15 protein-coding genes and 1 pseudogene are annotated in these 23072 nt (G+C 66.5%); 4 read left to right on the top strand and 12 right to left on the bottom strand.

The genetic code is table 11. The features are described from left to right. Window positions 1-87 precede the first annotated feature (87 nt). The 3 genes from KYT87_RS15620 to KYT87_RS15610 form a co-directional block, all read right to left on the bottom strand. A complete protein-coding gene (locus KYT87_RS15620) occupies window positions 88-1476 on the bottom strand; it encodes a tripartite tricarboxylate transporter permease (protein ID WP_046807353.1) in 1389 nt (462 codons plus the stop codon). Beyond that, window positions 1473-1976, bottom strand: a complete 504-nt coding sequence (locus KYT87_RS15615; RefSeq protein WP_104145230.1) for a hypothetical protein — start codon at window positions 1974-1976, stop codon at window positions 1473-1475. The genes KYT87_RS15620 and KYT87_RS15615 overlap by 4 nt, the downstream gene beginning before the upstream one ends. Before the next feature lie 150 nt (window positions 1977-2126). Further along, complete coding sequence (locus KYT87_RS15610; RefSeq protein WP_219992687.1) at window positions 2127-3413, bottom strand: hydroxymethylglutaryl-CoA reductase, degradative; 1287 nt, start codon at window positions 3411-3413, stop codon at window positions 2127-2129. A gap of 147 nt (window positions 3414-3560) precedes the next feature. Here KYT87_RS15610 and KYT87_RS15605 point away from each other — a divergent pair, with 147 nt between their 5' ends. Further along, window positions 3561-4964: a PLP-dependent aminotransferase family protein gene (locus KYT87_RS15605; RefSeq protein WP_046807355.1), complete on the top strand. Its 1404-nt coding sequence runs from the start codon at window positions 3561-3563 to the stop codon at window positions 4962-4964. A 51-nt stretch (window positions 4965-5015) separates the two neighbouring features. Here the strand turns inward: KYT87_RS15605 and KYT87_RS15600 are convergent, their stop codons facing one another. From KYT87_RS15600 to KYT87_RS15580, 5 genes and pseudogenes are all read right to left on the bottom strand, one after another. Then, entirely contained in the window at window positions 5016-5810 is a 795-nt protein-coding gene (locus KYT87_RS15600; protein WP_219990286.1) for an anaerobic ribonucleoside-triphosphate reductase activating protein, read from the bottom strand. Continuing rightward, window positions 5776-5985, bottom strand: a complete 210-nt coding sequence (nrdD, locus tag KYT87_RS15595; protein WP_104145227.1) for an anaerobic ribonucleoside-triphosphate reductase — start codon at window positions 5983-5985, stop codon at window positions 5776-5778. The genes KYT87_RS15600 and nrdD overlap by 35 nt, the downstream gene beginning before the upstream one ends. Window positions 5986-6095: 110 nt before the next feature. Continuing rightward, a pseudogene (locus KYT87_RS15590) lies at window positions 6096-7805 on the bottom strand (ribonucleoside triphosphate reductase); the annotation flags it as partial. A gap of 216 nt (window positions 7806-8021) precedes the next feature. After that, on the bottom strand, window positions 8022-8372 hold the full coding sequence (locus KYT87_RS15585; RefSeq protein ID WP_046807357.1) for a DUF3325 domain-containing protein: 351 nt from the start codon (window positions 8370-8372) through the stop codon (window positions 8022-8024). Continuing rightward, window positions 8369-9979: a PepSY domain-containing protein gene (locus KYT87_RS15580; protein WP_219990285.1), complete on the bottom strand. Its 1611-nt coding sequence runs from the start codon at window positions 9977-9979 to the stop codon at window positions 8369-8371. Before KYT87_RS15580 ends, KYT87_RS15585 begins: the two co-directional genes overlap by 4 nt. A gap of 236 nt (window positions 9980-10215) precedes the next feature. Between KYT87_RS15580 and KYT87_RS15575 the strand changes: the two genes are divergently transcribed. Continuing rightward, window positions 10216-10830: a hypothetical protein gene (locus tag KYT87_RS15575; protein ID WP_046807359.1), complete on the top strand. Its 615-nt coding sequence runs from the start codon at window positions 10216-10218 to the stop codon at window positions 10828-10830. 10 nt (window positions 10831-10840) lie between these two features. After that, window positions 10841-13228, top strand: coding sequence for a catalase (locus KYT87_RS15570; RefSeq protein WP_219990284.1), 2388 nt, complete (start codon window positions 10841-10843; stop codon window positions 13226-13228). Window positions 13229-13447: 219 nt separating this feature from the next. Here KYT87_RS15570 and KYT87_RS15565 read toward each other — a convergent pair whose 3' ends face one another. Further along, window positions 13448-14428: a tripartite tricarboxylate transporter substrate binding protein gene (locus KYT87_RS15565; protein WP_219990283.1), complete on the bottom strand. Its 981-nt coding sequence runs from the start codon at window positions 14426-14428 to the stop codon at window positions 13448-13450. A gap of 29 nt (window positions 14429-14457) precedes the next feature. Further along, window positions 14458-15840 carry a M20 family metallopeptidase gene (locus KYT87_RS15560; RefSeq protein ID WP_219990282.1) on the bottom strand — a complete coding sequence of 461 codons (1383 nt, stop codon included), beginning with the start codon at window positions 15838-15840 and terminating at the stop codon, window positions 14458-14460. A 111-nt stretch (window positions 15841-15951) separates the two neighbouring features. Between KYT87_RS15560 and KYT87_RS15555 the strand changes: the two genes are divergently transcribed. Then, on the top strand, window positions 15952-16860 hold the full coding sequence (locus KYT87_RS15555; protein ID WP_219990281.1) for a LysR family transcriptional regulator: 909 nt from the start codon (window positions 15952-15954) through the stop codon (window positions 16858-16860). On the opposite strand, the gene KYT87_RS15550 is transcribed toward KYT87_RS15555, so the two are convergent. Both KYT87_RS15550 and KYT87_RS15545 read right to left on the bottom strand, forming a co-directional pair. Further along, window positions 16817-20002 (bottom strand): efflux RND transporter permease subunit, encoded by a 3186-nt coding sequence (locus KYT87_RS15550; RefSeq protein WP_219990280.1) that lies wholly within the window; start codon window positions 20000-20002, stop codon window positions 16817-16819. The two genes, KYT87_RS15555 and KYT87_RS15550, sit on opposite strands and share 44 nt — an antisense overlap. Then, on the bottom strand, window positions 19999-23070 hold the full coding sequence (locus KYT87_RS15545; protein ID WP_219990279.1) for a multidrug efflux RND transporter permease subunit: 3072 nt from the start codon (window positions 23068-23070) through the stop codon (window positions 19999-20001). Before KYT87_RS15545 ends, KYT87_RS15550 begins: the two co-directional genes overlap by 4 nt. Window positions 23071-23072 lie beyond the last annotated feature (2 nt).

The following is a 23072-nucleotide window of genomic DNA, read 5'->3' as shown; positions in this document are numbered from 1 at the left end:
GCGGGACGGACTGGGAAGCGATTTCGGGATTCGGGGGATCAGCCGCTTAGCCGATCCCTCGATCCCGCGATCCCCCGACCCCCCAGATCACGCCATCAACTTCACGATGGCCGGCACCGACAGCACCGCCGTGTAGTAACCCATGAACTGCACGCCGGTGTTAAAGCCGAACAGGCGCGACAGCAAGCCGCCGAACAGGCCCATCGTCAGGATCACCAGCAGGCCCAGGAACTGGCCTTCCCAGATGCTGATCACGATGATCAAGCCCACGAACGTGGCGATGATGGCTTCGTGGCTGACGCGGCGCGACACGAACAGCGCGGCGCGGCGCGCGAAGTTCATGGCAAACGGGTATGACACCACGGCCGCCAGCAGCACGGCCAGCATGCCGTAGCCCAGGAATTCCCAGTGATTCAGCAGGTTGTGCAAGTTGTGCGTCTGGCCGGTGGCCGCGTCCACCGTGAAGCGGGGCGGGGCGTTGAACAGCGGCGCGGCCGGCCCAGCCGCCACGGGGCTGAGCGGCAGGCCGAAGGCGATCAGCGGAATCAGCGCTTCGGCGATGTAGGTGGCTTCGGTGACGCCATTGCGCGCGGACAGCACGGTGGTCAGCCGGTGGTACGCGTGCTTGATACGCGAGCCCACCAGCTCGCCCAGCACCACCGTCATGGCCACGGGGCTGAACACGAACGTGGCGCTGGAGATGGCGGCAGTGGCCAGCGTCCAGCGGGTCTGCGTGCGGTCCATGACCTTGAGCGGGTTGGGGAAATAGCCCGACCAGCCCTTGACGTCGGGCGCCAGCGAAAACGTGCGCACCTTCTCGCGCATCATCTTCGCGCGGCCCATCGGCGAGATCACGGTGAACAGGTCGGCAATCAGCGGGCCGATGGCGATGCCCAGGAAGTAGCTGATGCTGAGCTTGACGCCGTACTTTGCCGTCAGGCTTTGCAAGGCAATGATCACCACCACGAACGGCACCAGCAGCGCGACCGCCGCCCAGCGGCCTGCCGAGAAATACGCGATCAGCACGGCGGCGGCCAGGAAGATCCACGGCGCCGACTTGGTGATGGCCGCGCCAAACGGCGCCAGCAGCACGGCGAACAACACGGCCAGCGGCACGGCCACAAAGGCGGCCACGATGGCGCCGGACACCATCTTGCGCAGCGCGATGTGCGGCACGCCCAGCTTGCGCAACATGTTCGCGTCTTGCAGCAAAGGTGTTGCCAGCGTGTCGCCGGGGATGCCCAGCAGCGCGGTGGGCACGGCATGCGTCATGTGCTTGGCCACGGCGCCGGCCAGAAAGAAGGTGAACACGCCGGCGGGCGGCACGCCCAGCAGCACCACCAGCAAGGTCAGCGGGGCAAGCGTGGTGGTTTCGTCGGTGCCGGACACCAGGCCGATGGCCGCGAACACCACTGCGCCCAAGAGGCCCATGGCGGCAGCCACCATGATTTGTTCAAGCAGGATCGGGTCGCTCATGCCAGCGCCTCCTTGGACGAGCCTTGCGGCGAGGCGGTGGGAGAAGCGGCGGTGGAGACCGTGGCGGTCGTGGTGGGCGGGGGCGGCGGTTCGGTGAACAGGTCGTACAGGCCCAGCTCTTTTAGTTCGCGCACGACGGGTTCGGGCAGGTCGGCCAGCGAGCCCAGGCCGCCCGGCTGGTCCGCCAGTTCGGCCAGCACTTCGGCGCGCCAGGCAGGGTCGTGCGTCGAGGTGTGTTCGATGACTTCACGCTTGGGCGGGAACAGGCGGGCGCAGATCACGCCCGCGATCACGCAGCCGGCCAGGCCGGCCAGCATGGCGTAGGCGTGCGCCAGTTCGGGCGACGCCACCATGCCGCGCAGCCAGCGGCTGGCGGCAAAAAAGCCGGTCACGCTGATGGCGATGCCAATGCCGATGGCCCACGCCAATTGGCGCAGGTCGACGGTGTCGCTCCATACCTCTGCCAGGCGCCAGGATGGCGCGGGCGATTGTGGTTCCATGTCTCTCTCCGTTGGGGGGGCGGGCGGCGCGGTCGGGGCCGCGCACGCCTCTGTTCTTATGACTGTGCGCTGCTTATTGCTCACTGCTCATTGCTCATCGCTTCTCGCTTATCGCTTATCGCTTAGGGCTTTGTGCTTCCTGCCTGCCGTTTACTGCTTGCGCAATTCCTCCAGCAGGGCCAGCGCGCGGTCGGTGCGCACGTCTTTTTCCGCCGCCATGCGCTTGGCCACGGTGTCGATCTCGGCGCCCACCGCGCCTGCCACCAGCGCGATGTTGCGCGCGTGCAGCGCCATGTGGCCGCGTTGAATGCCTTCGGTGGCCAAGGCCCGCAGCGCGCCCAGATTCTGCGCCAAGCCCACGGCCACCGCCACCTGGCCCAGCTCATCCGCCGAGCGCACGTCCATGATCTTCAACGCCAGGCGCGCCAGCGGATGCGTCTTGGTCGCGCCGCCCACCAGGCCCACGGGCATGGGCATTTCGATGGTGCCGACCAAGGCGCCGGACGTGTCTTTTTCCCATTGCGTCAACGACGTATAGCGGCCCGAACGCGCGGCGTAGGCATGCGCGCCGGCTTCCACCGCGCGCCAGTCGTTGCCGGTGGCGACGATGACCGGGTCGATGCCGTTCATGATTCCCTTGTTGTGCGTCGCGGCGCGGTACGGGTCCACCGCGGCGAACGTGTAGGCGTCCAGCACGCCTTCGATGATCTCGGCGCCGCTGCGTTCCTTGGTGTCCAGCACCTGGGGCGTCAGGCGCACGCGGGCGCGCGCCAGCCGAAGGTCGGCCAGGTTGGACAGGATGCGCAGTCGCACCGAACCGCCGGTGATTGCTTCCACCAGCGGGGCAACGGCTTCGGCCATGGTGTTGACGGTGTTGGCCCCCATGGCGTCGCGCACGTCCACGATCAGGTGCAGCACGATCATCGGGCCACGCGGTGTGTCGGCGAACACATGCACGTCTATGTCCTGGCAGCCGCCGCCCAGCTCGATCAGCACCTTGTCGCGGCTGTTGGCCAGCGTCAGGATGCGCTCGCGTTCGCGCAGCAGCGCCAGGCGCGCGCCGTGCGGGTCGGTCAGGCCCAGCACCTGGACCTGGGCGCGCATCAACGGGCGGGTGCTGGACGTTTCAAAGCCGCCGCACTCGCGCGCCAGCTTGGCCATGTACGACGCCGCGGCCACCACCGACGGCTCTTCAACCGCCATGGGCACCAGCACGTCGCGGCCGTTGACCTGGAAGTTGCCGGCCACACCCATCGGCAGTTCGAACGTGCCGATGACGTTTTCGATCATGCCGTCGGCGCGGTCCAGCGCCAGCGCGCCGGGCCGGGCCAGCAGTTGCTGTTCTCCGGGCGTCAACGATGCGGCTTTGGCAATGACGCCAAGGCGGTCGGCGGGGGTCAGTGCGCGGAAGTTGGGTAGGCGTGAATCGGCCACGATGGCAGGTCTCCGTATCGGTATTAGGTGGCCTGATTCTAGGTAAACTGTACCGCTATTGAGAGGTACAGTTTTGCCAAACAGTACCATCGCACTGCACCAATTTTGCGTAGCGCCCGGCGCAAGAATGCACCTATGGAAGACTCAGCCATGACTGGAAGACGGCCGCGCGCGGCCCCCATTGCCGAAAGTTTGGCCAAGCTGATCGGCCAGCAGATTGCCGATGGCGTGTACCGGCCTGGCGACAAGCTGCCGTCGCTGCGCGAGCTATCGCAGTTGCATCGCTACGCCAAGAACACGGTGGTGGTGGCGTTTGAAATGCTGGTGGCGCAGGGGCTGGTGGAACCGCGCCGGGGCTCCGGCTTTTTCGTGCTGGACGGCGGCTACACGCGCAAGGCGGCGGATGAAGAACCGGGCCAGTTGAGCCGCGCCATGGACATCGTCTGGCTGATGCGCGAACAACTCAAGACGCAGCCCGATGCGGTGCAGGCGGGCGACGGCTTTCCGCCCGTGGAATGGCTGGCCGACATGCGCATGGACCGCTATCACCAGAAGGTGGTGCGCACGGGGCTGGGCGCCTTGTTCCGCTATGGCAGCCGGTTTGGCTATGCGCCCCTGCGCGAAAGCCTGGTGCGCAAGCTGGGCGACGTCGGGGTGAACGTGGCGCCGTCGCAGCTGGTGCTGACGCATGGCGCGAACGAGGCCATGGACCTGGTGATCCGCTACTTCGTGCCGCCGGGCGGTACGGTGTTGGTCGACAACCCGGGCTATTACCCCTTGTTCGGCAAGCTGAAGCTGGCGGGCGTGCGCATGTTGGGCGTGCCGCGCCTGGCGGACGGCCCCGATGTGGCCGCCCTGGAAGCCTTGTTGCAGCGCGAGAAGCCGCGCCTGTTTTTTACGCAGTCGCTGGCGCACAACCCGACCGGTTCCGATATTTCTTTGGCCAAGGCGTACAAGGTGCTGCAACTGGCCGAGCGCCACAACCTGATGATCGTCGAGAACGACGCGCTGGCGGACTTCAAGCCGACGTCGGCCGTGCGGCTGTCGGCGCTGGACCAGTTGGAACGCACGATCTACATCGGCAGCTTTTCAAAGTCGTTTTCCGCGGCGTTGCGGGTGGGCTTCATCGGCTGCAACGCGGCCTTGGCCAGCGACCTGGCCGACCTGAAGGCCTTGGTGCACGTCAGCAGTTCGGAATATTGCGAGCGCATGGTGGACGTGATGCTGCGCGACGGGCATTACGAACGCCATCTTGCGCGCTTGCGCCAGCGGCTGGAAGCGGCCACGGGCAACGCCTTGCAAGTGCTGGATTCACTAGGCGCGCAGGTGTTCGCGCGGCCGTCGCGATCGATGTATTTGTGGGCGGCGTTTCCCGGCGTGGACGATACGCTGACGCTGGCCGCCGAGCTGATGCCCGAGAAGGTCATCATGGCGCCGGGCCGCGTGTTCAGCGTGGACCCGACGGCCGTGTCGCCCTGGTCGCGGTGCAATGTGGGCGCGATCGGGTCACCGCGCTTTCACGCGACGTTGGAGGCGGCGTTGGCGCGGCGATGAGGTGGCAATGAGGTGGCAATGAGGTTGCGATGAGGTTGCGGCAAGGTGGCGTCAGCGATACGCAAAGTCCTCGAACAGCTGCCTCATGCGCGCCTGCGCCCGTGTCGTCAACGCCCGCGCGGGCGGCGTGCCCGGCGAACTGCGCGCGGCCTGCACGGCAAAGCGCCGCACGCCACGGCGGGCCAACGCATCGGCCAGCGCCAGCAGCCGCGTTTCGTCCAGCCAATCGGGATGCCAGGTGATGCGGCATTCAAAGCTTTTGCCGGCCGACAGCAACTGCGTCAGGCACGCCATCGCCGGGCGTTGCGAATCGCGCCGGCCGGTGATGTCGTCGTAGCCTTGCGCATCGGCCTTGATGTCCAGACCCACCCAATCCAGATGGCGCAACACGTCGGCCAGACGCAGTGGATATATCCCGGCCGTATGCAACCCAACGCGGTAACCCATGCGCCGCACATCGCGGATCAATGATGGCAGGCGCGGTTCCGATAGCGGTTCGCCACCCGAGAACACCACCGCATCCAACAGACCCGCACGGCTCTCCAGGAACGACCGCGCATCGCGCCAGTCGTAGCGAGCGGTGCGGGTTTGCAGTTCGGTGTTGTGGCAGTAATGGCAGCGCCACGGGCAACCGGAAATGAACACCACCGCCGCCAGTTGCCCCGGCCAATCCACGCTGGAAAAAGGCACCAGGCCGCCGATGGCCGGCGCATGCCGGGGCAGGGCTTCGGCAACCGGTTGCGGCGGCGCGCAGTAGGCCGGCCTGACGGCCAGCCTGCGCGTGCCGGGCTGGGTGTATTCCGCTGCGCCCTCAGGCGCGTTGCTCGACGAAGAAGCGGCGTTCATTGAATTCGCCTTGTTTGCCGGTGTTGAAGGAAGCAACGGGGCGGTGATACCCCATTACGCGGGTCCAGACTTCGCAGCGCACGCGCTGGCTGTCGTCCAGCGACAGGGCGGGGCGATCGTCGGCCTTGGCGGCGGTGACAACAGCGGCGCGGGCGGGCAGGGTCAAGGTTTGCATCGGGAAACTCCTTGCATCGGGGAAAGGTTGACAATCAAAGCTGGCGATCACGCATCACGCATCAAGCATCACGCATCACACATCACACATCGCGCATCAGGCACCAAGCATCAAGCCCCCGCGCAGCACGCGGCCTGTCTGGCCAGCAGTTCGGCGTCGCACTTGGGGCAAAACTCGTGGTGCCCGGCCAGATAACCGTGGTTGGGGCAGATGGAAAACGTGGGCGTGACGGTGATGTACGGCAGCCGGAAATTCGACAGCGCGCGGCGCACCAGCTGCTTGCATGCCTGCGCCGACGAGACGGCCTCGTTCATGTACAGATGCAGCACGGTGCCGCCGGTGTATTTGCCTTGCAGCGTTTCTTGCAATTGCAGCGCATGAAACGGGTCGTCGGTATGGCCCACGGGCAGCTGGCTGGAGTTGGTGTAGTACGGCTGCGCGTCGGTGCCTGCCTGCAAGATGCCGGCAAAGCGCTTGCGGTCTTCGCGCGCGAATCGGTAAGTGGTGCCTTCCGCGGGCGTGGCCTCCAGGTTGTACAGGTGCCCCGTCTGTTCCTGGAATTCGGTCATGCGGGCGCGCACGCGGTCCAGCAATCGCACGGCCAGCGCGTGGCCGGCCGGTGTGGTGACGTCGTCCGCGCCGTTGGTGAAGTTGCGGATCATCTCGTTGATGCCGTTCACGCCCAAGGTGCTGAAGTGGTTGCGCAGCGTGCCCAGGTAGCGGCGCGTATACGGATACAGGCCTTCGTCGATATAGCGTTGCACCACGGCGCGCTTGGTTTCCAGCACGTCGCGGCCCAGGTCCAGCAGGGTGTCCAGGCGCTGCATCAAGCGGTCTTCATCGCCTTGGCTGGTGTAGCCCAGCCGCGCGCAATTGACCGTCACCACGCCGACTGAACCGGTCTGCTCGGCGGACCCAAACAAGCCGTTGCCGCGCTTGAGTAATTCGCGCAGATCCAGTTGCAGGCGGCAGCACATGGACCGGACCATATGCGGTTCCAGGTCGGAGTTCAGGAAGTTCTGGAAGTAGGGCAGGCCGTAGCGCGCCGTCATCTCGAACAGGCGGTCGGTGTTGGGATGGTCCCAGTCGAAATCCGGGGTGATGTTGTAGGTGGGAATCGGGAAGGTGAACACGCGCCCCTTGGCGTCGCCGGCCATCATCACTTCGATGTAGGCGCGGTTGATCATGTCCATTTCGTGTTGCAGGTCGCCGTAGGAAAACGGCATTTCCTCGCCGCCTACGTAGGGAACTTGCTGTTGCAGGTCGGCCGGGCAAGTCCAGTCGAAGGTCAGGTTGGTGAAGGGCGTTTGTGTGCCCCAGCGGCTGGGCACGTTCAGGTTGAAAATCAGTTCCTGCATGGCCTGCTTGACGTCGGCGTAGGTCATCGCGTCGCGGCGGATGAAGGGCGCCATGTAGGTGTCGAACGAACTGAACGCCTGCGCGCCCGCCCATTCGTTTTGCAGCGTGCCCAGAAAGTTGACGATCTGGCCGATGGCCGCCGACATATGCTTGGGCGGCGTGGATTCCACCTTGCCGGGTACGCCGTTGAAGCCTTCGGTCAGCAACTGGCGCAACGACCAGCCGGCGCAATAGCCGCTAAGCATGTCCAGGTCGTGGATGTGGATGTCGCCGTCGCGATGCGCCTGTCCGGCCTCGGGCGTGAAGACGTGCGACAGCCAGTAGTTGGCCGTGACCTTGCCGGCCACGTTCAAGATCAGGCCGCCCAGGCTGTATCCCTGATTGGCGTTGGCGTTGACGCGCCAGTCGCGCCGTTCCAGGTATTCCTCCATGGCGCTTTCCACGTCCACCAGCTTGGCGCGGTCGAAAGCCACGGGCGGAACGTCGCGGGGGAGAGGGGGCTGAAGAAGCATCGCTGACACCATATGTAGTAGGGTGTCAAAACTCTATCACCACATATGGTGGAGCAAGCGGTTTTTTGCGCTGCAAGGCGGCGCGATGTCAGGCGGGATTGATACGGGTCAAACGCCTAAGCGACAACGGGCAAATCGCAATATCGCGCGGGCGGGCGCCTGGCCTTAGAAGCCGATGCCGATGCCCGCCAGGGAAATGGCCATCGCCAGCGCGGCGGTGCGGGCGGCGGGGCGCGGCGCCCAAGACAGCATGCCGACCCATAGCAACGCGCCGGCGGACAACCAACCCAACCACGCCACCACGCCGACCGTGTTGCCCCACAGACCCACGCAGGGCAGAAGCGCCAGCGCCAGCAACAGCGCGCCGGCGCCGCGCAGCACGCGGGTGTGGCCGGCCGACGGGTCGCGTCCCCACACCTGGTCATAGTGGCGCGGCATGGCCAGGCTCAGGCACGCCATGCCTGAATAGGTCAACAGCAATGCCATCGCAATGCCAAATAGGTCGTTCGTGTTCATGCCGCGGCCTTGTGATTCGCGCGAGGGGTGCGCTGGGCAGGCGCGGAGTGCGGCTGCTTCCACAACCGGATCGCCGCCCACGCGGATAGTACGCCAATGGCGACGGCGGTCAGCTCGACGCCCGCGCTTTCCCAATCGCCACGGCCGATCTGCGCCACGGGGTGGTCGCCCAGCGTGGCAAGCGACACCATCGGCAGCAACAGGCACAAGGCGGACAGCAAGCCAAGCTGCGCGATCCACGCGGCGCGCGGGCGAGTCAGCCACGCGTGCGCCAACATCAACGCCCACAAGCCGAAAAAGCAGCGCAGTTCCCACAGCGCGCGGTTTTCCAGTGCAACGGGCAATAGCCGATTGGCCCAGAAGAAGCCGATGCACGCCACCGCCAGCCCGGCCAACGCGGCCACGTTCATGCCTTCAAACAGCCGGTACATGCGCGCCGTGGCGGCGCCGAATTCATCGCCCGCCTTGGCGCGCCGTTTCACCATGAACAGCACGGCGCCCGTGCCCATCATTGCGGCACCGGCCAGCCCGCACACGAAGTACAGCCACTTCATGGCCCACCCGCCGAACGGCGCCATGTGCAGGTCGTTCATCACCTGGCGCACCATGGCGGGCGCGCCGCCGTTGACGCCGCCCGCCGGGCGCATGCGCAGCACCTGCCCGGTCGCGCCCTGGAATTCAACCATGCCCGTCGTGGCGCTGATGTTGCGCTGCGCGTCGCCGGCTTCGTTCCAGCCGTACACGGCGATGCGCATCGAGGTGTCTTCGGGGTTCTGGATGACGACGGCGCGTGCGCTTTGGCCGATCATGGCTTCGGCGCGCGCCACCATCGGTTCCAGCGGCGGCATGGACATGGCCTGACCCGTGCGCACCGGTTTTTCCTCGCCCTGCATTTCGGCCAGATACAGGCGCATGGCATCCATGCCGGCGCCGTAATGCGCGGCGACCGGCGCGGGCATCAGTTGCGCGCTGGATATCACGATGCCGGTGTACGCAATCATGAATTGAAAGGGCAGCGTCAATACCGCCACCGCGTTGTGCGCGTCCAGCCACGAGCGCTGGCCCTTCTTGGCGCGGAAGGTGAAAAAGTCCTTGAAGATGCGCTTGTGCGTGACCACGCCCGACACCAGCGCCACCAGCATCGCCATCGTCGCAAAGGCCACCACCCACACGCCGAAGCGGCTTTCATGCAGCATGTAGTGGAAGTTCACGAAATGCGTGCCGCCCAACGTGGCGCGGCCTTCGTCGTCGTGGTGATCGGCAAGCTCGGCGCCCGTCTCGGGGTCCAGCTCGGCGTCGGCGTACAGGCCGTTCTTGTCGAACCAGTAGACGGACAAGCCGTTGTCATGGCCCCGGTTAACGGGCCAGAACTCCCACATGCCCGCGCCCGCGTGATGCTTGGCCATGTAGCCCACCGCCAGATCCAGCCGGCGCGCGCGGTCCACCGGCGCGCTGGCCTGGGCCGCCGACGCCGCTTCGGCGGCCTGGTGCTCGGGCGTCATCCAGTGGGTGATGGGTTCGGCGAAAAGGGCTAGCGAACCGGTCAGGAACACCGTGTACAGCAGCCATGAAAACCATAGGCCGACCCAGGTGTGCAGCCAGGCCATTGACAGGCGAAAACCGGATTTCAGAGGGAGCCTCTTATCGTTGATTGCCGCCGCGAGCCGGCCGGCAAGGATCTTGTATTGAGAATGGTTCCAATTCTAAGCGAATCGGGGACGCTGTTGTGGCGCGTTGTGGCGTCGGATGGGCACGGCGCTTGCTGAAGGACCGTTTCATGCTGGCAGGTGCGCGCTCGCGGGCCGGGGCCGGCATGAATCCCCATGGACACAAGGAGCCCCTGATGAAACGCAAAGCGGCAAATGCCAAACAAATCAACGAATTGCTTTACCAGGCCCTGGAAACCGAGATCGGCGGCTTGACGGTGTATGAAACCGCCGTGTCCTGTGCCGTGAATGAAGACCTGAAGAAAGAGTGGAAGGAATACCTGGAAGAAACGCGGACGCACCAACGTGTGCTTTTGACCGTGTTTGAACAACTGGGACTTGACCCCGCGCAGCAGACGCCGGGCCGCGAGGTGGTGCGCCACCTGGGGGAATCGCTGGTCAAGGCCATGAAAATGGCCATCAACGCCGGTGACCCCGACGCCGCGCAGCTGGTGGCGACCGAATGCGTGGTGCTGGCCGAAACCAAGGACCATTCCAACTGGTCGCTGATCGGGCTGCTGGCCGACCAGCATTCCGGCAAGGAAGCCGCCATCTTGAAGCAGGCCTACGACGCGGTGGCGCTGGACGAAGAGCATCACCTGTATCACACGCAGGGCTGGTCGCGCGAACTGTGGGTGGAATCGTTGGGGCTGCCCGCCGTGCTGCCGCCGCCTGAAGAAGTCAAACAAGTGAAATCCGCCATTGGCGCCTCGCGCGCCGAGCAGGCTCGCGGCGAAATGCTCAAACACTAGGAGAGCCTTGATGGCAAGCAAGAAACCCGTAAGCAAGGGCGCGGCCGGCGCCGTCGACACCGCCTATATGAATACCGACAGCGGCCCGGCCGCCGGCCCCGCGGGCAAACCGGTGCACCCGGCGCTCAAGCGGGCCGCGGCCGTGGGCGCCACGGTTGCGTCCCTGCCGCACAACGCCAACAAGGCCGCCGAGTACGGCGAGGAAGGCGCGCGCTGTCCCTACACCGGCGCGCACACGACACCGCCGGACCCGTCCGTGGGCGCCAGTTCCCTGTCGGAATCGGAAGCCAACGCCAAGACGGGCGATGCCGCCGAGCCCGGCGTGAACGCGGTGGATGGCCGCTTGGGCCGCGTGCGCGCCGACGGCAGTGGGCAGGTGCTGACGACAAACCAGGGCGTGCCAATCGCCGACAACCAGCATTCCCTGAAGGCCGGCCTGCGCGGGCCCGCTTTGCTGAAAGACTTCATCCTGCGCGAAAAGATCACGCACTTCGACCACGAGCGCATCCCCGAACGCATCGTGCACGCGCGCGGTTCGGCGGCGCACGGTTACTTCGAATGCTATCGGCCGTTGACCGACTTGACCGCCGCGTCGCTGTTCGCCGAAAAGGGCAAGCGCACGCCGGTGTTCGTGCGCTTTTCCACGGTGGCCGGCGAACGCGGTTCCAAGGACACGGCGCGCGACGTGCGCGGCTTTGCCGTCAAGTTCTATACCGACGAAGGCAACTGGGACCTGGTGGGCAACAACATGCCGGTGTTCTTTATCCAGGACGCGATGAAGTTCCCGGACCTGGTGCACGCGGTCAAGCCCGAGCCGCATCACGGCATGCCGCAGGCCGCGTCGGCCCACGATACGTTCTGGGACTTTGTGTCGCTGATGCCGGAATCCACGCACATGCTGATGTGGCTGATGTCCGACCGCGCCATCCCGCGCAGCTACCGGATGATGCAGGGCTTTGGCGTGCACACGTTCCGCTTTGTGAACGCGCGTGGTGAATCGCGCCTGGTGAAATTTCACTGGACGCCGATCCTGGGTACGCATTCGCAGGTGTGGGACGAGGCGGTCAAGGTGTCTGGCGCCGACCCCGACTTTCACCGCCGCGACCTGTGGGAAGCCATCGACGCGGGCAAGGGCCCCGAGTGGGAACTGGGCGTGCAGATCTTCACGGAAGAAGAAGCCGACAGCTTCAGCTTCGATGTGTTGGACGCCACCAAGATCGTGCCGGAAGAATTGGTGCCTATCGTGCCGATCGGCCGCATGGTGCTGGACCGCAACCCGGACAACTTCTTTGCCGAGACCGAGCAGGTGGCGTTCTGCACGGCGCACGTGGTGCCGGGCGTGGACTTCACCAACGACCCGCTGCTGGCCGGCCGCATCCATTCCTACGTGGACACGCAGATCTCGCGGCTGGGCGGTCCGAACTTCCACGAAATCCCCATCAATGCGCCCGTGGCGCCGGTGCACAACAACCAGCGCGACGGCATGCACCGCCAGGCGATTCATCGTGGTCGCGTCGCGTACGAGCCGAACTCGCTGGCGGGCGGATGCCCGTTTCAGGCCGGCATGGAAGGCTATGTGCCGTTTCCCGAGCCCATCGCGGGCGACGAATTGCGCGGCCATCCCGAAAAGTTTGCCGAGCACTACAACCAGGCCACGCTGTTCTACAACAGCCAGACCGACTGGGAAAAGCGCCACATCGTGCACGCGTTCTCGTTCGAACTGAGCAAGGTGACGGTGCCCGCCATCCGCCAGCGCATGGTGGCCTCGTTGCGCAACGTGTCCGACGAATTGGCCCAGGGCGTGGCGGATCTGCTGGGCATGGTCTTGCCCGACCCGCTGCCCCGTGCCATTGCGCAGCCGCCCAAGCCGGAGATCGAGGTGTCGCCCGCGCTGTCGCTGACCGCAAGGCCGGGTGATGGCAATGTGGCCACGCGCAAGGTAGCGATTCTGGTGGCCGAGGGCGTGGATGAAGGCGCCGTGTCGGCCGTGGCCGACGCGTTGATCCAGGCCGGCGTGGTGGTGCGCTTGGTAGGCCAGCGCATCGGCCCCGTGCAGACCGAAGGCGGCGGCATGCTGGATGCCGACGCGTCGCTGGACAACCACCCGTCGACGCTGTTTGACGGCGCGGTGGTGCCCGGGGGCGACGCCGCCGTGGCGCGCTTGCAGACGGACGGCCGCGCGCTGGAATTCCTGCGCGACGCCTTCCGGCATGGCAAGACGCTGATGGGGCTGGGCCGGGGCGGGCAACTGATCGGCTCGGCGGGCATCGCGCCAGACGAAGCCGACGAAGGCCTGTTGATGGGCGGCGGCGCACCCGCGAAAAGCGCAACGGCGTTCATCAAGGCCCTGGCCAAGCATCGGCACCCCGAACGGGAAACGATGCCGCCGATGGTCTGACGCCGACGGTTTTGCGGGCCGCGTGTGCGCTCTGCACCGGCGCCTGGTGGTGCACGCTTCGCGGCGTGCACCCCCAGGCGTTTTTTTTGCGGTCGTGACTGGTGGTGTCAGCCCTTGGCGGTGGCGTGGCGTGGCGGTGCGGTGCGGCTCTGATGCTGCTGCCTAGCCGCCTAGCCGCCTAGCCGCCTAGCCGCCTTGCGCCCGTGCCTGTTTTTCCGTCTATTCCAGCTTGATCTCGGCGCGCTTGGCCACGGCGCTGAACGTCTGCACTTCTTTTTGAATCCGGTCCTTGAACGCCTGGCCCGGCAAGAACACAGGTTCCAACGCCAGGTCCGACACCGCCTTTTTCACCTGCGGGTCCTGCATGATCTGCGCGACCGCGCGGTTCAACGTGTCGATCACCGGCGCGGGCGTATGGGCCGGCGCGGCCAGGGCGTACCAGCCCACGAACGACACCTGGGGAATCCCGGCTTCCTCGAAAGTCGGCACGTCCGGCATCTGCGGCACGCGGTGTTCGCCCGTGACGGCCAGTGCCCGCACCTTGCCCGCGCGCACTTGCGGCGCGGCGGATGACACCGTGTCCACGCCCAGCGACACCTCGCCGCCGATCATCGCGGTGATCAGCTGCGCGCTGCCCTTGTACGGCACCGGCATCATCTTCGCGCCCGCGGCCTCGGCAAACATTTCGCCCGCCAGATGCGGCGCCGAGCCCGGTCCGAACGTGCCGTACATCAGCCCGCCCTTGCTGCTTTGCTGCTTAGCCAGCGCCGCCGCTTCCTGCACGGTGGTCGCCGCCAAGCCGTTCTGCGCCAGCAGCACCACGGGCGCCAGGGCGACGATGGCCACATGTTCGAAGCTGCGCACGGGGTCGTAGGGCAGTGACGAATTCAACGCGGGCAAGACGGTGTACGTAGTGCTGCCCGACAGCAGCAATGTGTAGCCATCGGGCTGGGCGCGCGCCACGACGTCCGCCCCGATCACCGTGGACGCGCCGGGGCGGTTCTCGACGATGACCGACTGGCCCAGGCGGCCCGACAGCTTGTTGGCCAGCAGCCGCGCCACCGTATCGGTCGCGCCGCCCGGCGTGAAGGGCACCACGATCTTGATCGGCTGCTCGGGGTAGGCGGCATGGGCGTCGCCCGCATAAGCGGCGACGGCAAGGTTGAACGCCATCACGGCGGCACAGAATCTAGCAGTCATGGCAACGCTCTCGGTAGTGAAACGGTCGGTCAGGCGGGAACGGCTTCGCCCAGGTCCCAGAACAGGCCGGCCATGATGGCCAGCCCTTCGCGCGCCACGCTGCCCAGCAGATGCTCATTGGGCGCATGCTGCGCGCAGGCGGGGTAAGAATGCGGCACCCACAAGGTGGGCAGGCCCAGCAGGTCGGCAAAAATTTCGTTTGGCAGCGAGCCGCCCAGGTTCGGCAGCAGTGCGGGGCGCTTGCCGGTCGTGCGTTCCAGCGACGCCGCCGCCCAGCGCACCCAGGCGTTATCGGGCGACAAGCGCGTGGCGCCGCCTTGCATGCCGACGCGCACTTGCACGTCTTCAAAACCGCCTAGGCGCAGGTGCTCGCGCACATGCGTTTCCAGCGCGCGCCAATCGGTGCCCACCACGAAGCGCAACTGGCACCAGGCCACGGCCTCGGGCGGAATCGCGTTCACGGGTTTGGCCGGGTCGCCCGCGCCAAAGGTCAGCACGTCCAGGCTGTTCCAGCCGAATACTTTTTCAGGCGCCGTCAGCCCGGGCTCGCCCCACCATGCGTTGATGTCGGGGTCGTCCTCGCCGCCGCCTACCTCAAGATCCGCCAGCGCCTCGCGCACGGCGTCGGGGATGGCGGGGGGGCGCAGCGCCGGCACCGTTATGCGGCCACGCGCGTCCACCAGGGTGCCGATGGCGTGCATCAGCACGATGGCGGGGTTGGCCAGCAGGCCGCCCCAATTGCCGGAGTGGTAGCCACGTTCACGCGCGCGCAGCTTCAATTCAAAATTGACCGCCCCGCGCGATCCCATGAACAGCGTGGGGCGCGCTGCATGCAGACGCGGGCCGTCGCTGGCGATGAACACGTCCGCCGCCAACGTGTCGCGCTTCGCGTCGCAGAACGCGGCCAGGCCGGGTGAACCGGCTTCTTCGCCGGTCTCGATCAGCCAGGTGGCGTTGAACCCCAGCTTGCCGCCGCGCGCGGCGATCACCTGCCGCAGCGCTTCCAGGTTGATGCTGTGCTGGCCTTTGTTGTCGGCCGTGCCCCGGCCATACCAGCGGTCGCCGTCCACTTGCAACTGCCAGGGGTCGCGGCCCGCTTCCCACTTGGCCGCATTGCCGCGCACCACGTCGCCATGGCCGTACATCAGCACGGTGGGCAAGCCGGGCGCTTCAATGCGCCGCGCCACCAGGATAGGCAGGTCCACGCCTTCGGGGTTGGGATGCACTTCACAGGTAAAGCCCATCCGGCTCAGGACCGGGATCAGGTCCTGGTTCAGATAGGCGTGCTGCATCGGCGCCTGCTCGGGCACTTCACTTTCCGTGGCATACGCGACGCGACGCGCCAGGGCGGCTTCAAGGGTGCCATTGTCAAAGGCTTCAACGGCTTGCAGGACGGCTTGTTCGCGGTTCACGGCGGCACTCGGGACGAGGGAGGCACAAAGTTATTACGCATCGCTACATGCCACAATCAGATAATTAGCATCTTTGCGTTGCCTTTTTGGCATGTGTGACACGGAGGCGGGATGATCTCGTTGGGACTGCGGTATTTTCTTGAGGTCGCGCGCAGCGGCTCGATCGCCGGCGCGGCGGCGTCGCAGCACGTGGCCGCCTCGGCGGTCAGCCGTCAGATTGCCAAGCTGGAAGACGCCTTGGGCGTTGCGCTGTTCGAGCGCCTGGCGCGCGGCATGGAACTGAGCGAGGCCGGCCGCCAACTGGCCGCGTACGCCAATGCGGCGGCGCTGGAAGCAGAACGCGTCACGTCCGAAATCCGCCAGCGCGGTCATGTGGGCGATGTCACGATCCGCCTGGCCTGCACCGAAGGCTTCGCCCATCATTTTCTGCCCATGTGCATGGCGCAGTTCAACCGCGAGCGGCCCGAGGCGCGCTTTCATCTGTACGTGGAACGCCCCGAAGAAGTCAGCCGCCACATCCTTGAAGGCTTGGCCCAGATGGCGCTGCGCTACACCACGGCGCAAGACGACCGCCTGAAAACCGAGCTGCTGACCCGTGCACCCGTCTACGCCGTAATGTGCCGCCAGCACCCGCTGGCCGGCCGCCGCAGCATCGGCATGCGCGACCTGGTCCACTATCCGCTATCCGTGGGCGACCACGGCACCACCGTGCGCCAACTGTTCGACGCCGCCTGCGCCAACGCGGGCCTGCACATCGAACCCGCCTACGTCTCGAACCATTCCGCCGCCTTCCTGCCGATGCTGCCCGGCAGCCAGATCGTCGCCTTGTCCGGCTACCTGACGCTGATGGGCCAACTGGGCGAAGGCGGCCTGGTCGCCGTGCCATTCACCAACCCCGAAATGCGCCAACGCAGCATCCAGGTGCTGACCCTGCAAGGCAGAACGCTACCGCAGCTAGCCCGCGAATTCCTGGCATTCATGTCCGACCGCCTGACCGCCGCGCCCCGGTGGCCGGAGTAGCTCGCCCCGCACCCCCCAGCTTCACCCGCAGCCGTTCCAATGCCAGATACACAATAGGCGTCGTATACAGCGTCAGGAACTGGCTGATCATCAAGCCGCCGACGATGGCGATGCCCAGGGGGCGGCGCAGTTCGGCGCCGTCGCCCATGCCCAGCACCAGGGGCAGGGCGCCGAGCAGGCCGGCCAGGTTGGTCATTACGATAGGGCGCAGGCGCAGCATGGCGGCGCGGTGGATGGCTGCGCGGGGAGTCAGGCCTTCGCGGCGTTCCAGGCTGAGGGCGAAGTCGATCATCAGGATGGCGTTCTTCATGACGATGCCGACCAGCAGGAACAGGCCCAGCAACGCGATCAGGGTGAATTCGATGTTGGCGATGCGCAGCGCCAGCAGCGCGCCCACGCCGGCGGACGGCAGGGTGGACAGGATGGTCAGCGGGTGCAGCGGGCTTTCGTACAGGATGCCCAGCACCAGGTAGATGGCGACCAGCACGGCCAGGATCAGCCAGGGCTGGTCTTGCAGGCTTTGCTGGAAGTTGCGCGCATCGCCGCCCAGGCGCGTCTGGATGGTGGACGGCACCATCAGCTTGGCCATGGCGGCGTCGATGGCGGCCAGGCCTTGTTCCAGCGATACGCCGGGCGCCAGCGAAAAGCCGACGCCGACGGCCGCGAACAGGCCGTCGTGGTAGACGCGGTCGTTGACCAGCCCGTTCTCGTAGGTGGCGAAGGCGGTCAGGGGGATGCGCGTGCCGTCGGCCGCCACCACCTGCACTTGCTCCAGCACGTCGGGGTCTTCGGTGTAGCGCGGGTCCAGCTCCAGTACCACGCGGTATTGGTTCATGGCGTCGTACAGGGTGGCGACCTGGCGTTGGCTGAACGAATTGCTGAGCACACTGCTGATCGTGTCCATGTCCACGCCCAGCCGCTGCGCGGCCGCGCGGTCGATGTTGATGACGACCTGCTGCGTGGCGCCGTCGCCTTGGGCGTCCACGTCGCGCAGTTCGGGGATGTCTTGCATGGCTTTGGAGATCTTGCGTGCCCAGTCGCGCAGCGCGGGCACGTCGCTGGCCATGATGGCCAATTCGTGGTCGCCGGAATTGCCGAAGCCACCGGGCATGCGCAGGTCCTGGTCGACGTTCAGGAAGAACATGCCGCCGGGCACGGGCGGGGCGTGGGTGCGCAGCCAGTTGATGACTTCGGTAGATGATTCGCCGCGTTCGGCGGCGGGCTTCAGGCGGATCAGGAATAGCGAATTGCTGATGCCCAGGCTGCCGCCGTTGTAGCCGATGACGTCCTGCACGGCCGGATGCTTGAGCACCAGCTGGCGGTATTGGTCGATCTTGGGTTGCATGACCTGGAACGAAAATCCGTCGTCGCCGCGCACGAATCCCACCAGTTGGCCGGTGTCTTGCACGGGCAGAAAGCCCTTGGGCGCTTCGACGTACAGATACACGTTCAAGCCGACCACGGCGGCCAGCAGCAACAGGGTCAAGCGGGCATGCCCCAGCACGCGCGCAAGGGACCGGCCGTAGGCATCGTGCGCGCGGGCGAAGGCCGATTGCAGGCGCGACGGGCGCGAAGGAAGCGATTGCGGCGATTGCGGCGATTGGGGCGATTGGGGCGATTGAGGCGATTGGGGCGATTGCGGCGATTGCGGCGATTGGGCCGAAGGTTGATCCGCGCGCAGCCAACGCGCGCACAAGGCCGGGATGATCGCCACGGAGACCACCAGCGAAATCACCGTGGCCGCCACCAGCGTGATCGAGAATTCACGGAACAGCCGTTCGACCAGCCCACCCATGAAGAGGATCGACACGAACACCACGCTTAACGCCACCGTCATGGCAACCAGCGTGAAGCCCACTTCGCGTACACCGCGCAATGCCGCCTTGCGGGGCGACAGGCCGCGTTCAAGGTGGCGCGAGATGTTTTCCAGCACGACGATGGCGTCATCCACCACCAGGCCGGCCGCGACGATCAGCGCCATCAACGACAGGTTGTTCAGCGAAAAGCCCCACGCGTGCATGACGGCGAACGTGGCGATCAGGCACACGGGTATCGCCACGCTGGGAATCGCCGCCGCGCGCGCGTTGCCCAGAAACAGCCACACCACCAGGATGACCAGCGCGGTCGCCAGGCCCAGCGTGATGTGGGCCTCGCGCAAGGTGGCGTTGATGCCGGGCGAGCGGTCCAGCGCCACCGTCAGGTCCACGTCGGCCGGCATCAGCGCGCGCAGGCCGGGCAGGGCGGCGTTGATCGCGCCGATGGTCTCGATGATGTTCGCGCCGGTCTGGCGGCTGATGGTCAGCACGACGGCCGGATTCGTGTTGTGAAAGCCGCTGCTGTAGCGGTTTTCGACGGAATCGCTGACGCGCGCCACCTGCGCCAGCCGGATCACCGCGCCGTCGTCGTGGCGCACGATCAGGCGGCCGTATTCATCCGCGCCGCGCGGCTGCTCCAGCGTGCCGACTTCCCAGCGCTGGCCGGCCGCGTCCAGCTGGCCTAGCGGCCGCAGGGGCGCGGAATTCGCGATGGCATTGCGCACGTCGTCCAGCGCCACGCCGTAATGGGCCAGCGCGTTGGGGTTGACCTGCACGCGCACGGCGGGCAGCGAACTGCCGCCCAGGGTGACTTCGCCCACGCCATTGATCTGCGACAGCTTTTGCGCCAGCACCGTCGATCCCAGGTCATACAGCTGGCCAGCCGGGCGCGTGGCGGAACTCAAGGCCAGCGCCATGATGGGCGCCTGCGACGGGTTGACCTTGCGGTAGCTGGGGCTTTGCGGCATGCCCGCGGGCAGTTCGCCGCGCGCGGCATTCAGCGCGGCCTGCACGTCGCGGGCCGCTTCGTTGATGTCGCGGTCCAGCTCGAATTGCAGCTGCACGCGCGTGGCGCCCTGGTTGCTGGACGAACTCATGGCGCTGACGCCCGCGATGCTGCCCAGCGCGCGCTCCAGCGGCGCGGCCACCGTGCTGGCCATGCTTTCCGGGCTGGCGCCGGGCAGTTCGGCGCGCACCTCGATGGTGGGAAAGTCCACCTGGGGCAAGGGCGCAACGGGCAACAGCCGCCACGCCACCGCGCCCAGCAGCGTCAACGCCAGCGCCAGGAACAGGCAGGCGACCGGGCGGTGCAGCAACGCGCGGATCATGCGTTGCGCCCGTCGGGCCTCACACCGACCGGGCGCCGCTGCCCCAGCCGGTGAAAGAACAGATAGACCGCAGGCGTGGTGAACAGCGTCAACACCTGGCTGACCAAGAGGCCGCCCACCATGACCCAGCCCAGCGGCTGGCGCAGTTCGGCGCCCGAGCCGGTGGCCAGCATCAGCGGCAGCGCGCCGAACAGCGCGGCCAGCGTCGTCATCAAGATCGGCCGCAAGCGCAGCAGCGCGGCTTCGCGGATGGCATCCCGCGGCGCCAACCCGCGCGTGCGCTCGGCGTCCAGCGCAAAGTCCACCATCATGATGCCGTTCTTCTTGACCAGCCCGATGAGCAGGATGATGCCGATGACGGCAATCAGGTCCAGCGGCCGGCCGGTAATCAACAGCGCCAGCAACGCGCCCACGGTGGCCGACGGCAGGGTCGACAGGATGGTGACGGGGTGAATGGCGCTTTCATACAGCATGCCCAGCACCAGGTACATCGTGACCACCGCCGCCAGCATCAGCCACAGCGTATTGGACAGGGACGCCTGGAATGCCGAGGCCGCGCCTTGCAGCCGCAGTTCCACGCTGGGCGGCAGGGCGATGTCGGTCTTGGCCGATTCAATGGCGGCAATGGCGTCGCCCAACGACCCGCCCGGCGGCAGGTTGAACGATAGGTTCACGGCCGGAAATTGCGACAGATGGTTGATCGCCAGCGGCACCGCGCGTTCGCTGACCGTGGCCAGCGCCGACAGCGGAATCGCCTGCCCGTCCTCGGTTTGCAGGTGGATGCGTTCCAGCGCCTCGGGCCCCAGCGCCAGGCTGCGGTCCACTTCCAGCACCACGCGGTACTGGTTCGACTGCGTGAACAGCGTGGCCACCTGGCGCTGGCCAAACGCGTTGTACAGCGCCTGCACCACGTCGTCCATCGTGACGCCCAGCCGCGCGGCCGTATCGCGCGACACTTCCAGGTACGCCTGGCGGCCATTGCCTTGCAGGTCGGACGACACCTCGGCCAGCGCGGGCGACTGCGCCAGCCGCTGCGTCAGCGCCTGGCTCCATTGCGCCAGCAGCGCGCTGTCGGGGGACGTCAGGCTGAATTGGTACTGGCCCCGGCTGACGCGGTCTTCGATATTCAATTCCTGCACCGGCTGCAAAAACAGCGAGATGCCGTGGACGTCGCGGGCGCGCGCGTCCAGGCGCGCCATGACATCGGCTAGCGGCGCGCTGCGTTCGGCCCAGGGCTTCAGGTTGATCAGCAGCCGCCCGGTGTTCAACGTCGCGTTCATGCTGTCGATGCCGATGAAGGACGACAGGCTTTGCACATCGGGATCCGCCAGCAGCGCCTGGGCCACGGCTTGCTGCCTGCGCGACATGGCGTCAAACGAGGTGCTTTGCGTGGACTGCGTCACGCCTTGCAGCACGCCGCCGTCCTGCACCGGGAAAAATCCTTTAGGTACTGCCAGGTACAGCAGGCCAGTCAAGACCACGGTGCCAAGCATCACCATCAACGTCAGGCGCTGGTGGCGCAGCGTGATGTCCAGCCATCCCGCGTAGCGCGCCTGGATGCGGTCCAGCACGCCGGGGCGCGATTGCCCGTGCGCGGGCAGCAGGCGCGCGCACATCATGGGCGTTAGCGTCAGCGATACGCCCAGCGATATCAGGATGGCCACCGCCAAGGTGATGGCGAATTCACGGAACAGCCGGCCCACCACGTCTTCCATGAACAGCAGCGGGATCAGCACGGCAATCAACGACAGGGTCAGCGACACCAGCGTGAAGCCGATCTGCCCGGCGCCTTTCAGCGCGGCCGACATCGGGCTGTGCCCCTGTTCGCGATACCGCGCAATGTTCTCCAGCATGACGATGGCGTCATCCACCACGAAGCCCGCGCCGATAGTCAGCGCCATCAGCGTCAGGTTGTTGGTGGAAAAGCCCGCCAGGTGCATGAAGCCGAAAGTGCCGATCAGCGATAGCGGCACGGCCAGGCTGGGGATCAGCGTGGCGGGCAGGTTGGAGAGGAACAGGAACGTGACCAGCACCACCAGCCCCACGGCAAACACCAGTTCCCATTGCACGCCGCGCACCGACGCGCGGATGCTTTCGGTGCGGTCGGTCAGGATGCGCACGTGCGCGGCGGCGGGCAGGCTGGCCGTCAGTTGGGGCAGCAGCGCCTTGACCTGGTCGGCCACGGCGATGACGTTGGCGCCCGGCTGGCGTTGGATATTGACCAGCACGGCCGGTTGCTTGTCGACCCAGGCGGCCAGGTAGCGGTCTTCGGCGCCGTCTTCAATGGTGGCGACCTGGCCCAGCCGCACCGGCGCGCCGTTCTTCCAGGCCACGATCAGTTCGCGGTATTCGGCGGCGCTTTGCAGCTGGTCGTTCGCGTCCATGATGACGGAGCGCACCGGCCCGTCGAAGCTGCCCTTGGGTTGATTGGAATTTGCCTTGGCGATGGCTTCCTGCACGTCGGACAGTTGCAGCCCGCGCGCCGCCAGCGCCATCGGGTTGACCTGCACGCGCACGGCCGGGCGCTGGCCGCCGGCCAGGCTGACCATGCCCACGCCCGATAGCTGCGACAGCCGCTGCGTCATGCGTGTGTCGACCAGGTCATACACGGTGGGCAAGGGCAGGGATTCCGAGGTCACCGCCAGCGTCAGGATGGGCACGTCGGCCGGGTTGACCTTGCGGTAAACGGGTGGCGTGGGCAGGTCACCGGGCAGCAGCGAGCCGCTGGCGCTGATGGCCGCCTGCACCTCTTGTTCGGCCACGCCCAGCGACACGTCCAGCGAAAACTGCAACGTGATGACCGAAATGCCGCTGCCGCTGGTGGACGACATCTGCTTTAAGCCCGGTATCTGCCCAAAGCGGCGTTCCAGCGGCGCGGTCACGGCGCGCGCCGTCACGTTGGGGCTGGCGCCCGGGTACTGCGTGGTGACCTGGATGATGGGGTAATCCACCTGCGGCAACGCGGCCACGGGCAGCATGCGCCAGGCCAGGAGGCCCGACAGCAGCAGGGCGATCATCAGGAAAGACGTCGCCACCGGACGCAGGATGAAGGGGCGTGACAGGCTCATGC

It is taken from the genome of Achromobacter sp. ES-001 (genome assembly GCF_019448355.1).
GTDB classification, from domain to species: Bacteria; Pseudomonadota; Gammaproteobacteria; order Burkholderiales; family Burkholderiaceae_B; genus Achromobacter; species Achromobacter spanius_B.
The sequence above is the reverse complement of the archived record's forward strand: the minus strand, read 5'-3'. Positions and strand labels throughout refer to the sequence as shown.

Bases quoted from the DNA above. Each gene is read 5' to 3' on its own strand.
- KYT87_RS15620 (WP_046807353.1), bottom strand. From the start codon at position 1,476: ATGAGCGACCCGATCCTGCTTGAACAAATCATGGTGGCTGCCGCCATG.
- KYT87_RS15615 (WP_104145230.1), bottom strand. From the start codon at position 1,976: ATGGAACCACAATCGCCCGCGCCATCCTGGCGCCTGGCAGAGGTATGG.
- KYT87_RS15605 (WP_046807355.1), top strand. From the start codon at position 3,561: ATGACTGGAAGACGGCCGCGCGCGGCCCCCATTGCCGAAAGTTTGGCC.
- KYT87_RS15600 (WP_219990286.1), bottom strand. From the start codon at position 5,810: ATGAACGCCGCTTCTTCGTCGAGCAACGCGCCTGAGGGCGCAGCGGAA.
- nrdD (WP_104145227.1), bottom strand. From the start codon at position 5,985: ATGCAAACCTTGACCCTGCCCGCCCGCGCCGCTGTTGTCACCGCCGCC.
- KYT87_RS15585 (WP_046807357.1), bottom strand. From the start codon at position 8,372: ATGAACACGAACGACCTATTTGGCATTGCGATGGCATTGCTGTTGACC.
- KYT87_RS15580 (WP_219990285.1), bottom strand. From the start codon at position 9,979: ATGGCCTGGCTGCACACCTGGGTCGGCCTATGGTTTTCATGGCTGCTG.
- KYT87_RS15575 (WP_046807359.1), top strand. From the start codon at position 10,216: ATGAAACGCAAAGCGGCAAATGCCAAACAAATCAACGAATTGCTTTAC.
- KYT87_RS15570 (WP_219990284.1), top strand. From the start codon at position 10,841: ATGGCAAGCAAGAAACCCGTAAGCAAGGGCGCGGCCGGCGCCGTCGAC.
- KYT87_RS15565 (WP_219990283.1), bottom strand. From the start codon at position 14,428: ATGACTGCTAGATTCTGTGCCGCCGTGATGGCGTTCAACCTTGCCGTC.
- KYT87_RS15555 (WP_219990281.1), top strand. From the start codon at position 15,952: ATGATCTCGTTGGGACTGCGGTATTTTCTTGAGGTCGCGCGCAGCGGC.
- KYT87_RS15550 (WP_219990280.1), bottom strand. From the start codon at position 20,002: ATGATCCGCGCGTTGCTGCACCGCCCGGTCGCCTGCCTGTTCCTGGCG.
- KYT87_RS15545 (WP_219990279.1), bottom strand. From the start codon at position 23,070: ATGAGCCTGTCACGCCCCTTCATCCTGCGTCCGGTGGCGACGTCTTTC.